Here is a 14,339-nt window from a genome sequence, read left to right on the forward strand (position 1 = left end):
TCCTGTCAGTCGGCGGCGCCGAAGTCATAGTGCAAGTCGCTGTCGCGACGGCTGATGCTGACGCTGGCCAGCGGCTTGCCCTCGAGCAGGCGGGTCAGGAACTCGCGGCTCATGTCCGGCAGCAGGCCGTTGGTGAGGATGGCGTCGATCATGCGGCCACCGCTTTCGGTCTCGGTGCAGCGCGAGACAATCAGCTCGACCACGTCGTCGTCGTAGGCGAAGCCGACCTTGTGGGTACCTTCCACACGCTTGCGAATGCGCTCCAGCTGCAGGCGGGTGATGGCCTTGAGCATGGTGTCGCTGAGCGGGTAGTAGGGGATGGTCACCAGGCGGCCAAGCAGCGCTGGTGGGAAGATCTCCAGCAGCGGCTTGCGCAGCGAAGTGGCCACGGCCTCGGGGTCGGGCAGGGCCTGCGGGTCCTTGCAGGTGTTGGCGATCAGCTCGGTACCGGCGTTGGTGGTGAGCAGGATCAGGGTATTGCGGAAGTCGATCTGGCGGCCTTCGCCGTCTTCCATCACGCCCTTGTCGAACACCTGGAAGAAAATTTCGTGCACGTCGGGGTGGGCTTTTTCCACCTCGTCCAGCAACACCACGCTGTACGGGCGACGGCGCACGGCCTCGGTCAGCACGCCGCCTTCGCCGTAGCCGACGTAGCCGGGTGGCGCGCCCTTGAGGGTCGAGACGGTATGGGCTTCCTGGAATTCGCTCATGTTGATGGTGATCAGGTTCTGTTCACCGCCATACATGGCCTCGGCCAGGGCCAGGGCGGTCTCGGTCTTGCCCACGCCGGAGGTGCCGGCGAGCATGAACACGCCGATCGGCTTGTTCGGGTTGTCGAGGCCTGCGCGGGAGGTCTGGATGCGCTTGGCGATCATCTTCAGCGCGTGATCCTGGCCGATGATGCGCTTGGCCAAATGCGAGTCGAGGTTGAGCACGGTCTCGATCTCGTTGCGCGCCATGCGCCCCACCGGGATACCGGTCCAGTCGGCGACCACCGAGGCCACCGCCTGGTAATCCACGGTTGGCAGGATCAGCGGGCTCTCGCCTTGCAGCTGGCTCAGGCGCTGCTGCAGGTCGATGAGTTTTTCGCGCAGCTCATGGCTGCCCTGCACGTCCACTTCCTGATCTACCACACCGACCTGTTCACGCAGTTGCGCGCGGGTGGCCAGCAGCTCGTCGACCAGGGCTTTCTCCTCGGCCCAACGGCTTTCCAGGGCGGCCAGGCGCTCGCGCTCTTCGGCCAGCAGGCTGTCGGCCTGGGGCTGACGTTGCCCGGTGTTCACACCGATGGCGGCCTCGCGGGCGATGATCTGCAGCTCGACTCCCAGCGCCTCGATGCGCCGACGGCTGTCGTCCACCTCGGCCGGCACCGCGTGCAGGCTGATGGCCACGCGGGCGCAGGCGGTGTCGAGCAGGCTCACCGACTTGTCGGGCAACTGGCGCGCCGGAATGTAGCGGTGCGACAGCTTCACGGCGGCTTCCAGCGCTTCGTCGAGGATCTGCACCTTGTGGTGCTTCTCCATGGTCGAGGCTACGCCGCGCATCATCAGCAGCGCCTTGGCCTCGCTCGGCTCGTCCACTTGGACCACTTGGAAGCGCCGGGTCAGCGCCGGGTCCTTCTCGATGTGCTTCTTGTACTCGGCCCAGGTAGTCGCCGCCACGGTGCGCAGGCTGCCACGGGCAAGGGCCGGTTTTAGCAGGTTGGCGGCATCGCCCGTGCCGGCCGCGCCACCGGCGCCGACCAGGGTGTGGGCTTCGTCGATGAACAGGATGATCGGCTTGGGCGAGGCCTGCACGTCTTCGATGACCTGGCGCAGGCGCTGCTCGAACTCGCCCTTCATGCTGGCGCCGGCCTGCAGCAGGCCGACGTCCAGGCTGCGCAGTTCGACGTTTTTCAGGGCCGGCGGCACGTCGCCGGCGACGATGCGCAGGGCGAAGCCTTCGACCACGGCGGTCTTGCCGACGCCGGCCTCGCCGGTAAGGATCGGGTTGTTCTGGCGGCGGCGCATGAGGATGTCCACCAGCTGGCGGATTTCCTCGTCACGGCCGACGATGGGGTCGAGCTTGCCGCTGCGCGCCTGCTCGGTGAGATCGACGGTGAAGCGCTTGAGCGCCTCCTGCTTGCCCATCGCCGCCGGCGCCACCGCGCCGCTGGCCTCGCCGGGGGCGGCGGCGCTGAAACCATCGCTGGCGGCCAGGTTGTTTTCCGGCGAATCGCCCACGTACTCGTCGAAGCGTTCGCTCAGGGCCTCGACCTTCAGCTTGGCGAACTCGCTGGACAGCCCCAGCAGGGCGTTGCGCAGGCTCGGGGTCTTGAGGATGCCAACCAGCAGGTAGCCGGTGCGCACTTGGCTTTCACCGAACATCAGGCTGCCGTACACCCAGCCGCGCTCAACGGCTTCCTCGACCTGGGAGGATAGGTCGGTGATCGACGTCGAGCCCCGCGGCAGGCGGTCCAGGGCGTCCGTCAGGTCGCGGGCCAGGCGCGCCGGCTCGATGTTGAACTGACGGATGATGCGATGCAGGTCGCTGTCCTGCAGCTGAAGCAACTGGTGCAGCCAGTGCGCCAGCTCGACATAGGGGTTGCCCCGCAGCTTGCAGAACACCGTGGCGGCCTCGATGGCCTTGTAGGCGACGCTGTTGAGTTTGCCGAACAGCGCGGCGCGGCTGATTTCACCCATGGTCCTGACTCCTTGTTGGCGGGGCGTTGACCGGCCGCTCGGCGTAGTACCGGGCGAGCTTCAGGTCGTTGGCATCGTGCGACGGCCGGCCGAGCCAGGTGTCGAACCCCAGGCGTTGGTCGGCATTGAGTTGCAGCGCGGGCACCTGGCCCTGCACGAGGATGAGGTTGAGGTCCCAGTCCAGCTCCTGGCCCAGGTACTCGGCGACCCACGCAGCCAGCTCGACGAACGCCTGACCGCCGGGGAGCAGGGCGTGGTACTGGTCAAGGGTGAGCGGGCCCAGGCACAGGCGGAACTTGTGCTGGCGGTCCCAGACGTAGCGGCCCAGGCACAGGTCGACGCCCAGGCGGTTGGCGCGCACGCCGAGCTGGCTGCGTTCAGGCAGCTCCAGCCACTGGCCGACGTATTCCTCCAGCTTCACCGGCACGCCGAAGTAGTTGGCCAGGATGCTGCACAGGCCATCCGGGTAGCGGGTCTGCGCGGCCAGGTGACCGGACCAGTGCAGCTTGGCGGTATCGGCCAGCGGCCCCTGGCCTTGCAGCTCCGGTTGACCACGACCGCTGAGGGCCGCCAAGCGCGCGGCCCAGTAATCGTCGCCCGGGCGGTCATGGCTGACGGTTGGACGGGCCTCGGCCCAGGCGCGATAAAACAGGCTCAGCAAGCGGTGGTGGAAGACATCGAGAAAGCGCTTGCTGGTTGGGTCGGCGTGGTTGCGCTGGCGCTCGCGCATGTACTCGGTCAGGTGCAGCGGCAGGGGGCCGTTGGGGCCGCCGAGGCCGAAGAAAAACTGCTCCAGGCGCGCTGGCTGGTCGTCGTTGGCCGTGACCGAGGCCAGCGTCGCCGGGGCGAAGCCGCAGTCCAGGCGCTGGCCTAGGCGCACCGGTTCGTCAGCCAGGCGCAGCGAGTGGCCGAAGCGGGGCAGCTCGGGGTTCTCCGCCTCGAGACGGCGCAGCGCCTGGAAGAAGTCGTACTCCCAGGGCTCAGCCTGCATGGCCTGTAGCGTGTTCACAGGTTCGGCCTGCGCCCGGGCTTGGCTTTCCAGCGCATGATCTCGCCTCGTTCGCTGGTGCGCAGCACGGTTTCGGTGAAGCTGTTGATCGACACGTAACGGGTCAGGAAGCGCTCGAACACCGCGCCCAGCAGGAACACGCCGGTACCGCGGAAGGCGTTCTCGTCGAACGTCAGGGTGATCTCCAGGCCACGGCCGAAGACGATCGGCCCGGGCATCGGCAGGCGCCGCGTGCAGGGTTTGCAGCTGACTTCGCGCAGGCCGTCGATCTGCAGCTGCAGGGCGCTGTCCTGCTGGTCACCGTACAGGCGCAGCAGTTCGCGCAGGGCGGCGGCGCCCTGGCCCTGTTCGGCCAGCGAAAGGTAGTTCAGCGACAGTTGGCTGATCAGGCGCCAGGCCCTGTTGTCGTGGGCATGGCTGGCCTTCGGTCGACTGGGGCCGGCCAGGCAGCGCACGGCGGATACCGGTGCGCTGTCGGCCAGGCTGAAGTCGCTGCGCCCGTCGCCGACATTCATGAACAGCGGCAGGTCGCGGTTGCTGCACAGCGCGCTGATGCCCAGCTGGCGCAGGTCATGACGGTACGGCGCCTGGTTGCCATCGACCAGGCTGACGAAGGTCTCGCTGCCCATGTAGCTGGAGCGCGTGCCGTTGCGCCGCTGCTCGCTGGAGAGCACGCGCGGTTCGCGGCGCACCAGGTAGTACGCCTGGTCACGGCCATAGCGCGACGGGTCGCGCACCGCGTAGAACGGCAGGAACTCCTGGTCCGGCCCGGTACCGTGGCCGGTGACCCGCTGCAATGAGTGGATCTCGAAATCGGTGGGCCGGGTACGGTCGGCGATCACATGGTGCTCGTGGACCCGGTCGGTCAGGTGGATGCGATCCACCCGGCGCGGGAACAGGTTGATCGCCGGGGTGCAGAACGGCACGAACTGGGCAGGTCCCACGCTGCTTTCCAGCGCGGCGTCGATGCGGTCGAACAGCACCAGCAGCTCCAGCTCCTGGCCGTCGCAGCGCTTGACCGCGCGCTCGAGCCCGGCGAAGTCGACGAACAGGTAGCGCTGGGGCAGGGCGAAGTACTCCTGCAGCAGGCGGTAGCCCTGGAAGGCCTGCGGCACCACCGGCAACGCCGCTTCGCGGTCATCGAAGCCACAGGGCAGCAAGGCGTCCTCGACCGGGATGCGTTCGACCCAGTCGGCGCCCGGCTGGCGCGCGAACACCGCGCAGGCGCTGCCCAGCAGTTGTTCGTACAGGCGGAACGGGGCTTCGTCGGCACCGTTGAGGTACAGCGGCAAGTGCGTCAGCGGCAGGCTGGAGAACGGAATCTCGGCGCCGCTGCGCAGGGTCAGGCGCAACCCGGCGCGGGCTTTCGGTTCGCTGGCGGCCAGGCGCCCGAGCACGGCGCCGGGGTTGCCGAAGTACTCGGCCCGGGCCACCTGCAACGGCCACAGGGTGACGTCCTGGGTGCTGCGAAATTCGCAGGGCGTCTGCGAATTGCGCCCGAGATTGGCGCGCAGGACGCTGTCGCGGGGTAGCTGGAACCCGGCGGCCAGCGAGCCTTCGTCGGGATCGGTCTGCAGTTGCACCACGGTCATCGACGGCGTCGGCGCCAGGTAGTGCGGGTAGGCGATTTCCAGCAGGTTGTGGGTGAAGGTCGGGTATTCGGCGTCGAGCTTGAGCTGCACCCGCGCGGTGAGGTAGGCGAAACCTTCGAGCAGGCGCTCGACGTAAGGGTCGGCGCACTCGATCCCGGACAGCGTCAGGCGCCCGGCGATCTTCGGGTATTCCTTGGCGAACTCCGCGGCACCCTCGCGGATGTGCTGCAGTTCCTGGTTGTACAGCTCGAGCAGGCGCGGGTTCATGCGCGCCTCCGGCGGTCGGCGGGGGCCACACGCACGTGCCCGGATTCCAGGTCGACGTCGGTCTGCAGCAGCAGCGGCAGGGCCGCCGGCTGGGCCCACAGGTCGCCTTCGATCTCGAAGCTCAGGGCGTTGGCGTTCATCTCGCCGGGCGCGGCCTGGGCGCGTACTTTCAGGGTATGGGCGAGGATGCGCGGCTCGTAGGTGGCGATGGCCTGGTGGATGATGCGTTCGAGCGCGTTGAGGTCGATGTTCGACGCGCTGTTGCCGGCCAATGCCGGCAACCCGTAGTTGATCACCGAGGCGCCGGCCGGGGAGTTCAGCGTGGCGCCGGTGTCGAGCAGCGACGTGGTGTTGAGCAGCCAGGCCAGGTCGCGCAGTACCGAGGCCTTGAGCTGCTGCAGGCTGAGCACGCGCTTGTCGGGGGCCTCCTGCGGGTTGCCCGGGTCATCGTCGGTCAGGCGATCCAGCAGCGAAGGCTGCAGGCGGTCGCGGGTGGCGATTTCGGCTACCACTGGAACATCCCTGTGAACATTTTCTGGTCTTCGAAGCCGGTGTCGCACGAGGCGCTCGGCGCGGGCGTGGAGGCTTCCAGGCCGGCCTGGGTCAGGCGCACGGCGCGCGAGGTCTTCAGGCATTCACCCTTGAGCGTCGGGTGCGGCTGCACATGGGTCACCAGCACGATCGGCGTGCCATTGAACTGCTCGACCCGCGCCTTGCCGGCGTGGTCCGGGCTCAGGCCGCAGGGCCATTGCATGCCCAGCGCCAGGCGCTGTTCGCCGCGATCGAGCACACACTGGCCGGCATTCTCGCTCAACGTCACGGTCTGCCCATCCAGGTTGGCCTGGTTCAGCAGTTCGGCGTCGGCGCAGGCGCTCAGGGCCAGCAGCAGGGCGCCGGCCAGGACAGCGCGGGTCATGTGAGCTCCCAGAACCAGACTTGCTTCGACTGGTAGTTGTGGTCGGAGAAACCTTTGGTCAGGCCGCGGTTCCACAGGTCGATATGGTCGCCCGTGCGGTTCTCCTGGCTTTGTCCGTTGCGGGCGAAGCAGTCCTTGTAGAAGATGATCCCGGTCTTGGCCTTGAGCGCGTCGCGGGCCTTGGCGGTACCGGCAATCTTCAGCGGGTAGAACAATCGTGTCTCCAGCCAGTTGGCCAGGGATTCGGCGCCACGGGCATGGTCGTGGGCGCACTTGGGTTCGGTATAGGTCGATTTGTTGACCTTGAGGCTCATCTCGCCGTTGAGCGCGATGCTCATGCGGATGGCGCACTGGTTGTCCCACCCGCCGTCGCAGGGCGATGACACGCTGGGGTAGGCATTCCACAGGTTGATGAAAGAAGGCTTGGCCATGATGTTCACCGTGAGCGGGTGACGCGTGGGGAGGTGCACCCGCGCCGCACGGTGGCGCGGCACGGGCGCGGTCGATCAGATCTTGACGTTCGAGCGGATGTTCCAGCCGTACTTGATAGGGCCGCCTTCCTTGGTGCCGTCGGCTTTCTGCGGCTGGTAGTCGACGGTGACCTTGGCGAAGTTCAGGGTCACGTTCTCGGTCAGGCGGTCGTCGCTGCCCGAACCGCCGGTGCTCAGCGAGCTGATGATCACCTCTTCGAGGTTGATGATCAGGTACTCGACCTGGCTTTCACCGCCGGCCTTGCGCACCGTCAGCTTGACCTTGTCGATGTGCTTGCCGCTGGAGCAGTGGGCCATCAGGTTGGGGCTGGACTTGTCGATGTACTTGGTGATGGACAGGTCCTGGATGTTGACCTTGCCCGAGCCGCCACCGCTGCCCAGGTGCATGTTGCCGGACTGGGACATGCCCCAGCTCCAGTTCAGCACGTCGATTTCGTCCTTGTGGGCCTTGTCATGGGACTCGCCCTTGATGTCGCCGATCTTGATGAAAATATCTACAGCCATGATGTCCTCGGGATTTCGCGTCGGTTAGCGTTGAGTGGCTAATCGCGGGCAGCCCGCCCCCAGCGTGGGAGCGGGCTGGCCCGCGATGATCAGGCCCCTTTGGCCGAAGGCAGCTTCGACACCAGGCGCAGCGACACGGTCAGCCCTTCGAGCTGGTAGTGCGGGCGCAGGTAGAAGCGCGAGTTGTAGTAACCCGGGTTGCCTTCGACTTCCTCGACCACCACTTCGGCGGCCGCCAGCGGGTGCTGGGCCTTGGTGGTCTCGGTGGAGTGCGCCGGGTCGCCGTCGACGTAGTTGAGGATCCAGTCCTGCAGCCAGCGCTGCATCTCGTCCTTTTCCTTGAACGAGCCGATCTTGTCGCGAACGATGCACTTCAGGTAGTGGGCGAAGCGGCAGGTGGCGAACAGGTACGGCAGACGCGCGGCCAGGTTGGCGTTGGCGGTGGCGTCCGGGTCGTCGTACTCGGCCGGTTTCTGCAGCGACTGGGCGCCGATGAAGGCGGCGAAGTCGGTGTTCTTCTTGTGCAGCAGCGGCATGAAGCCGTTCTTGGCCAGCTCCGCTTCGCGGCGGTCGGAAATGGCGATCTCGGTCGGGCACTTCATGTCCACGCCACCGTCGTCGGTGGGGAAGGTGTGCGCTGGCAGGCCTTCGACTTCGCCACCCGACTCCACGCCGCGGATGCGCGAGCACCAGCCGTAGTGCTTGAACGAGCGGTTGATGTTCACCGCCATGGCGTAGGCGGCGTTGGCCCAGGTGTACTTGCTGCTGTCGGCGCCGTCGGTGTCTTCCTCGAAGGCGAAGGCCTCCACCGGATCGGTCTTGGCGCCGTAGGGCAGGCGCGCCAGGAAGCGCGGCATGGTCAGGCCGATGTAGCGCGAGTCTTCCGATTCGCGCAGCGAGCGCCAGCCGGCGTATTCCGGAGTGGTGAAGATCTTGGTCAGGTCACGGGGGTTGCTCAGCTCCTGCCACGAGCCCATGCCCATCACCGTCGGCGAGGCGGCGGAGATGAACGGCGCGTGCATAGAGGCGCAAACCTTCGACACCTCGCCGAGCAGCTCGACGTCGGGCGGCGACTGGTCAAAGTAGTAGTCGCCCACCAGGCAGCCGTACGGCTCGCCGCCGAACTGGCCGTATTCCTCTTCGTAGAGCTTCTTGAACACCGGGCTCTGGTCCCAGGCGGTGCCCTTGAACTTCTTCAGGGTCTTGTGCAGGTCGGTCTTCGAGATGTTGAGCACGCGGATCTTCAGCTGCTCGTCGCTCTCGGTGTTGTTGACCAGGTAGTGCAGGCCACGCCAGGCGCTTTCCAGTTTCTGGAAGTCATCGTGGTGGATGATCTGGTTGACCTGGGCGGTGAGCTTGGCGTCGATGGCGGCGATGATCTGCTCGATCGAGCCGATGGCATCGTTGGACACCAGGCTGGTCTGCGCCAGGGCCTGCTCGGCGAGGGTGCGCACGGCGCTCTCGACGGCTTCCTTGGCCCGCTCGGTCTTGGGCTTGAATTCCTGCAGCAGGAGGCTGGCGAACTCGCTCGGGTCCTGGGTGGCCGCCTGCGGGGCCTGGCTGTCGCGCAACGGATCGTTCATGGTCGGTCTCCTCAGGCCTTCGGCTCGGTGTCGGCGGGTTTCGGCGCGCTGGCCAGGGCCTGCAGCAGGGCCGGGTCCTGGATGGCCTTGAGGATGATGTCCTCGGCACCGGTCTTGCCGTCCATGTAGGTCAGCAGGTTGGCCAGCTGGGTGCGGGCCTCGAGCAGCTGGTTCAGCGCGTCGACCTTGCGTGCCACGGCGGCTGGGCTGAAGTCGTCCATGCTCTCGAAGGTGATGTCCAGGCTCAGGTTGCCTTCACCGGTCAGCTCGTTGGGCACGTTGAACGCCACGCGGGGCTTCATGGCCTTGAGGCGCGAGTCGAAATTGTCGACGTCGATCTCCAGGAACTTGCGGTCGGCCACCGCCGGCAGTGGTTCGGCGGGCTTGCCGGCGAGGTCCGAGAGCACGCCCATGACGAAGGGCAGCTGGACCTTCTTCTCGGCGCCGTACAGCTCGACGTCATATTCGATCTGCACCCGCGGCGCACGGTTGCGCGCGATGAACTTCTGGGAGCTGTCTTTCGCCACGTTGTTCCTCCTGGTCGCCGGTAAGGCGGCGTTGCTTGTTGCAGGCGTCGGTGTTGATGCGGTGTCGAGGCGTCAGTCGCCTTCGGGGCCGCGCAGGTTCTCGAATTGCGACAGACCCTCGGGGATCAGGTCGCGGACGATGGTCGCGAAATCGGCGTTGACCAGGTTCTTCGCCCGGCGCAGCAGCACCGGCAACGGGCTCGAGGGCTCGTGGCGGGCGTAGTACTGCAGCAGGCGTTCAAGGCTCTGCAGCACGTCGTCGCGGCTGTTCACTTCGCCGGGCCGCGCCGTCGGGCGTGGCGCGGCGGCGCTGGCAACGGGTTGCCGGTCGTCATGGCTGCTGCTGGCGGGTTGGTCTTCGCTGCTGCTCGAAGGCGGCGCTGCGCCTTCCGGGCTGTAGTCGGCCAGCACCTGCTGGACCTGGCGCAGCGGCTGGCGCAACGCGGACAGATCGACGCCGCTGGACGAGCCGACCTGGTCATTGACCCGGCTCTCGATGACGTCAAGGGCGTCGCGGGCCAGATGCAGCGCCTGGCGGCACTGTTCGAGCTGCTCGGGGTCGGCATCGCGCAGGGCGGCGGCCAGTTCCTCTGCGCTCAGCTGCTCGCTGGCGAAGTGCTGCACACCAGCTGCATGCAGGGCGGCGCGCAGGGTCACCGGGCCGAACGCCCGGGAGCGCACCAGCACGGCGTCGCGCAGCAGGCCGATGTTGGTGTCGCAGGTAAGGCCGGCCAGGGCGTTGATGCGTACGGTAGGGTCGTTGTCGTCGGCGGCATCCAGCTGCGGGTGCAGGTGCAGCCAGTATTCGCCGAGCAAGTCGCGGATCAGCTCGAGACTGGCGGCCAGGCCCGGCAGGCCGTGCAGGGCCAGGTTGGCCTGGACCAAAAAGTGGGTGATGCGCAGGTCCTTGCTGCGTTGCAGCAGGTCGGTGCAGGACTGTTCGATGGCGCGCCACTGCGGCGGTTCGGCTGCTTGCACGGCATCGCCCATCACGCGCTCGGGGCGGCCCTGGGCATCGCGTTCCAGTTGCAGGAAATCGGCGTCGTATTCGAGGTCGTCGCCGCACGGGAAGTCTGCGGAAACAGCGGCGAGCAGCTGCGGTGAGTTCACCAGAAATCGATCTCCATATCGGCCCTTGGCGAGGGCTTCGTATGCGCCAAGTTGCAAATGTGAATTGGCGCACAAACTTGTCAAAGAATGCGAACTTGATATCAAGGTGATATCACTTTGGCACTCTTAAGTTGCGCATTTATGGTTTATTTCCAAATTGCTGTCAAGGTAAGCTACGCGCCGCGCAAGGCGACTGTGAACCAGTTGGCAACCCTTGGCGTCCATTGGTCAGGTGCCATCAAAGTGCCTTGCCGATAGGGTTTAATACGGCCTTCCGGGAAGCGTGTTTTGGCATCCAGCCCTTGATTTCAAAGGGCTTGGTCGAAATGCCAGGTCGGGCTCGTTTATCCACTCAAATGGATGGATGAGTGTTTCATATATATGCAAGGAGGCATGATGGCACTTTGCCTGACCATTACCAGTTATCACAAGATCACCCCGGGGCAGTGCCCGGAGAAGTTGCTGGAAAACGGTGCCATCAGCGTCGGTCGGGCCGCGGATAATGATTGGGTACTTCCCGATCCGGAACGCCTTGTTTCTTCGAAACATTGTGTGATCCAGTTCAAGGATGGTCGCTACTATTTGACCGATAACAGCACCAATGGCGTGGAATTGGTGCATGCTGGCATTCGCCTGCGTCGCGGTAACAGTGAGCCGTTGATGGACGGCGAAGTTATTCGAATTGGCGATTACGAGATCCAGGCACGTATTGATTCCGGCTTGTCGATCCCGATTGCCGGGCAGTCCGAGGCCCATAGTTTCGAGGCCTTGATGGCCAACCAGGTGGCCACTCCGAGCGCGCCCATCGCCGGTGCACCCGCCGCCTTCCTGCAGGGGGCGTCGAGCCACGACACCTTGCCGGATCTGTTCGATTTTCTCGGCCCTTCCAGCGTGCCGCCTGTCAGCCAGCCGGATCATGTCCCTGCGCAGCAGCATGATTTTCGACCGCCCGCTCCGGTGGCGCCGCCGCCCGCGCCTTTACCGGTAGCCATGCCCGGCGCGCCGGGCGTGATCCCGGATGACTGGAACCTGTTCGATGAAACCCCGGCACCTGTTATCCAGCCCGCCCCTGTACTGGCGCCAGCACCGCCACCGCCGCTGCCGGAGCCACTGACCCCGAGCGAGCCTGTTGTTCGGCCGCAACCCGTCGTGACGGTTGCCGCGCCTGCTGACAGCGATGCGCTGCTCCAGGCTTTCCTGCGTGGCGCAGGCATCGAGCACCTGCGCATCGACGCCGTCGATGCCGCCGCGCAGATGGAGGCCATTGGCCGCAGCTACCGGCTCATGGTCGAGGGCCTGATCGATGTGTTGCGCGCGCGCAGCAGCCTCAAAGGCGAGTTCCGCATGCAGCAGACCACCATCGCCCCGGTACAGAACAACCCGCTGAAGTTCGCCCCCAATGCCGACGAAGCGCTGTTGTTGCTGCTGCGCGAGGGCAACCAGGCGTTCATGGCCCCCGACCAGGCGGTACGCGACAGTTTCGACGACCTGCGCGCCCACCAACTGGCGGTGATGGCGGGTATCGAGGCGGCGCTCAAGCACCTGCTCAAACGCTTCGAACCCGCCCGCCTGGAGGAACGCCTGGCGCCAGCGGCCGGGCTGGCCAAGCTGTTCGGCGGTTCACGCCAGGCCCATTGCTGGCAGCAATTCACCGAGCTCTACAGCCAGATTTCCCGGGAAGCCGAAGACGACTTCCAGGACCTGTTCGGCCGCGAGTTCAGCCGCGCCTACGAGGCCCACAGCCAACGCATTCAACGTTCCTGAGGCCAATGCCCGGGACACAGGAAGAACACAAGACGTCATGAGGACGAGGATGAGTGCAACAAGACTGATCGCAGCCCTGGCCATGGTGCTGCTCAGTGCCTGCAGCAAGGACACGCCGAGCGAGCCAGCCCCCGAGGCGGCGCCCGCCACGGGGGTCACCCTGTACTTCAGCGCCGCCGCCGGGCTCAACCCCGGTGCCAGCGGCATGCCCGCGCCGGTACGGGTGCGCATCTACGAGCTGAAGAACAGCGCCGCCTTCGCCCGCGCCGACTATTTCGCCCTGGCCGAACGCGCCCAGGCCACCTTGGGCGCCGACCTGATCGACCAGGACGAAGTCCTGCTCCAGCCCGGCGAGCAGCTGCGCCTGGAGCGCCCGCTCGACCCGGCCACGCGCCAGATCGGCCTGGTGGTCGGTTACCGCGAGGTCGACCGCGCCCAGTGGCGCAGCGTGCTGCCGGTACCGCCCCGTGACTATCAGATCAGCCTCGATGTGCGCGCCGTGCGCAGCGCCGTGGCCGCCCCACAACCTGAGCCTGCCCGCTAGGCAATCGGAGAAAGCATGTCCTGGAACAATCGCGTGGTCTGGTCGGAAGGGATGTTCATCACCACCCAGCACTTCCAGCAGCACGACCGCTACCTGGAAAACTTCGTCGATGCCCGCAGCCGGCCGCTCAGCGCCGCCGCCTGGGGGTTTTCCGAACTGCTGATCGATCAGGGCCTGCTGGCCCAGGGCAAGCTGGCGATCCTCAGCGCCCGTGGCCTGCTGCCGGATGGCACACCGTTCGATATTCCCCGTGACGACCTGCCGCCCGCACCGCTGGAGATTCCCGACGACCTGCGCAACGGTGTGATCCACCTCGGCCTGCCGCTCAAGCGTGCCGGCGCCCGCGATACCGTCGACGACGGCGAGGTGCCTGACGGCGCGCGCTACGTCAGCCGTGTCAGCGAAGTGCGCGACGACAACGCCCCGTTCGAGAACCGCGCGCCGCTTGCCCTGGGCAGCCGTGCATTGCGCCTGCTGCGCGCCGAAGATGGCTTGAGCGACTATGCCGCGCTGGGCGTGGTGCGTATCCGCGAGAAACGTGCCGACCGCGCACTGGTGCTGGATGACAGCTACATCCCGCCACTGCTTGACGTGGCCGCCAGCAACCCGCTCTCAGGTTTTCGTGGTGAGCTGCTGGGCTTGCTGCACCAGCGCGGCGAAGCCCTGGCCGGGCGCGTGGTCGCCTCGGCCAATGGCGGCGCCTCGGAGATCGCCGACTTCATGCTGCTGCAATTGGTCAACCGCGCCCAGCCACTGGTCGAGCACCTCAACCAGCTGACGCCGCTGCACCCCGAGCGGCTGTACAGCGAGCTGGTGGCTTTGGCCGGCGAGTTCGCCACCTTCACCCGCGATGGCCGCCGTCCGGACAGCTACCCGGTGTACCAGCACGACGACCTGGCGGCGACCTTTGCCCCGGTAATGGCCGCGCTGCGCGAGGCGCTGTCGATGCTGATCGACAGCAAGGCCGTGGCCATCCCACTGGTCGAGAAGGCCTACGGCATCCACGTCGGCATGCTCGCCGACCGCAGCCTGCTCGACAGCGCCAGCTTCATCCTGGTGGTGCGGGCCGACGTGCCCAGCGAAACCCTGCGCAGCCGCTTTGGCCAACAGAGCAAGATCGGCGCGGTGGAGCACATCCGCGACCTGGTCAACCTGCAACTGCCGGGCATCGGCCTGCTGCCGCTGCCGGTGGCGCCACGGCAGATTCCGTTCCATGCCGGTTCCACCTACTTCGAGCTCGACCGGGGCAGCGAACACTGGAAGCAGCTGCAGCATTCCGGTGGTTTTGCCTTCTACGTCGCCGGCGAGTTCCCCGGCCTGAACCTGGCCTTCTGGGCCATTCGAGGATAAG

The 14,339-nt window shown here is 66.3% G+C and carries 13 protein-coding genes; 3 read left to right on the top strand and 10 right to left on the bottom strand.

Features of this window, described 5'->3' with window-relative positions; genetic code table 11:
* Positions 1 to 5: 5 nt before the first annotated feature.
* The 10 genes from tssH to tssA all read right to left on the bottom strand — a co-directional run bounded on the left by tssH (position 6) and on the right by tssA (position 10,680).
* A complete protein-coding gene (tssH, locus tag KHO27_RS23540; RefSeq protein ID WP_214500858.1) occupies positions 6 to 2,681 on the bottom strand; it encodes a type VI secretion system ATPase TssH in 2,676 nt (891 codons plus the stop codon).
* Entirely contained in the window at positions 2,674 to 3,723 is a 1,050-nt protein-coding gene (gene tssG / locus KHO27_RS23545) for a type VI secretion system baseplate subunit TssG (RefSeq protein WP_214502014.1), read from the bottom strand. Before tssG ends, tssH begins: the two co-directional genes overlap by 8 nt.
* Positions 3,687 to 5,549 carry a type VI secretion system baseplate subunit TssF gene (tssF, locus tag KHO27_RS23550; protein WP_110700225.1) on the bottom strand — a complete coding sequence of 621 codons (1,863 nt, stop codon included), beginning with the start codon at positions 5,547 to 5,549 and terminating at the stop codon, positions 3,687 to 3,689. The genes tssG and tssF overlap by 37 nt, the downstream gene beginning before the upstream one ends.
* Positions 5,546 to 6,061 carry a type VI secretion system baseplate subunit TssE gene (tssE, locus tag KHO27_RS23555; RefSeq protein WP_038707176.1) on the bottom strand — a complete coding sequence of 172 codons (516 nt, stop codon included), beginning with the start codon at positions 6,059 to 6,061 and terminating at the stop codon, positions 5,546 to 5,548. The genes tssF and tssE overlap by 4 nt, the downstream gene beginning before the upstream one ends.
* Positions 6,055 to 6,465 carry a hypothetical protein gene (locus KHO27_RS23560; RefSeq protein ID WP_110700227.1) on the bottom strand — a complete coding sequence of 137 codons (411 nt, stop codon included), beginning with the start codon at positions 6,463 to 6,465 and terminating at the stop codon, positions 6,055 to 6,057. The genes tssE and KHO27_RS23560 overlap by 7 nt, the downstream gene beginning before the upstream one ends.
* The gene (locus tag KHO27_RS23565) at positions 6,462 to 6,896 is read right to left on the bottom strand and encodes a type VI secretion system amidase effector protein Tae4 (protein ID WP_214500859.1); all 435 of its coding nucleotides are present in this window, start codon (positions 6,894 to 6,896) and stop codon (positions 6,462 to 6,464) included. The genes KHO27_RS23560 and KHO27_RS23565 overlap by 4 nt, the downstream gene beginning before the upstream one ends.
* Positions 6,897 to 6,971: 75 nt before the next feature.
* Positions 6,972 to 7,460 (bottom strand): Hcp family type VI secretion system effector, encoded by a 489-nt coding sequence (locus KHO27_RS23570; RefSeq protein WP_023632508.1) that lies wholly within the window; start codon positions 7,458 to 7,460, stop codon positions 6,972 to 6,974.
* Positions 7,461 to 7,549: 89 nt separating this feature from the next.
* A complete protein-coding gene (gene tssC, locus KHO27_RS23575) occupies positions 7,550 to 9,043 on the bottom strand; it encodes a type VI secretion system contractile sheath large subunit (RefSeq protein WP_023632507.1) in 1,494 nt (497 codons plus the stop codon).
* 11 nt (positions 9,044 to 9,054) lie between these two features.
* Positions 9,055 to 9,570, bottom strand: a complete 516-nt coding sequence (gene tssB / locus KHO27_RS23580; protein WP_214500860.1) for a type VI secretion system contractile sheath small subunit — start codon at positions 9,568 to 9,570, stop codon at positions 9,055 to 9,057.
* A 72-nt stretch (positions 9,571 to 9,642) separates the two neighbouring features.
* Entirely contained in the window at positions 9,643 to 10,680 is a 1,038-nt protein-coding gene (gene tssA / locus KHO27_RS23585) for a type VI secretion system protein TssA (RefSeq protein ID WP_111532505.1), read from the bottom strand.
* Between the two features lie 396 nt (positions 10,681 to 11,076).
* Here tssA and tagH point away from each other — a divergent pair, with 396 nt between their 5' ends.
* From tagH to tssK, 3 genes are read left to right on the top strand one after another with little or no spacing between them, the layout of a single operon-like run.
* The gene (tagH, locus tag KHO27_RS23590; protein WP_214502015.1) at positions 11,077 to 12,444 is read left to right on the top strand and encodes a type VI secretion system-associated FHA domain protein TagH; all 1,368 of its coding nucleotides are present in this window, start codon (positions 11,077 to 11,079) and stop codon (positions 12,442 to 12,444) included.
* 49 nt (positions 12,445 to 12,493) lie between these two features.
* Entirely contained in the window at positions 12,494 to 12,988 is a 495-nt protein-coding gene (gene tssJ / locus KHO27_RS23595; RefSeq protein ID WP_214500861.1) for a type VI secretion system lipoprotein TssJ, read from the top strand.
* A gap of 15 nt (positions 12,989 to 13,003) precedes the next feature.
* Positions 13,004 to 14,338: a type VI secretion system baseplate subunit TssK gene (tssK, locus tag KHO27_RS23600; protein WP_102683421.1), complete on the top strand. Its 1,335-nt coding sequence runs from the start codon at positions 13,004 to 13,006 to the stop codon at positions 14,336 to 14,338.
* Position 14,339 lies beyond the last annotated feature (1 nt).

Source organism: Pseudomonas sp. RC3H12 (assembly GCF_018596375.1).
Classification (GTDB): domain Bacteria; phylum Pseudomonadota; class Gammaproteobacteria; order Pseudomonadales; family Pseudomonadaceae; genus Aquipseudomonas.